Genomic DNA, 284 nt, shown 5'->3' on the forward strand with positions numbered 1-284 from the left:
GGGGTAGCCTGGTCACAAAGTTGAGGATCAATCAAGTCTGCCCGAGGCTGTCATGAATGCATCGAGATCCCACCGGGCGCGCACGCGCGGCCTGTTCGCCGCAGCGCTGAGCGCGCTGCTCCTCACCGCCGCAGCGCTCGGGTCCACGGCCCCCGCGACGGCCGACACGATGCCGCCGGATCCGACGAACCCGGCGTCGCCGCCGACGGTCGGTGCGACCGCGCTGCCCACGGTGCAGATGGACGGGGTCGCATGGTCCCAGACCGTCGTCGGAGATACGGTCT

1 protein-coding gene is annotated in these 284 nt (G+C 70.1%); it reads left to right on the forward strand.

The features are described from left to right. Positions 1 to 52: 52 nt before the first annotated feature. Positions 53 to 284 (forward strand): hypothetical protein (locus SB660_RS19950; protein ID WP_410584018.1); only part of this gene is annotated, 232 nt, incomplete at its 3' end.

Source organism: Bacillus sp. SIMBA_005 (assembly GCF_046535585.1).
Taxonomy (GTDB): domain Bacteria; phylum Bacillota; class Bacilli; order Bacillales; family Bacillaceae; genus Bacillus; species Bacillus pumilus.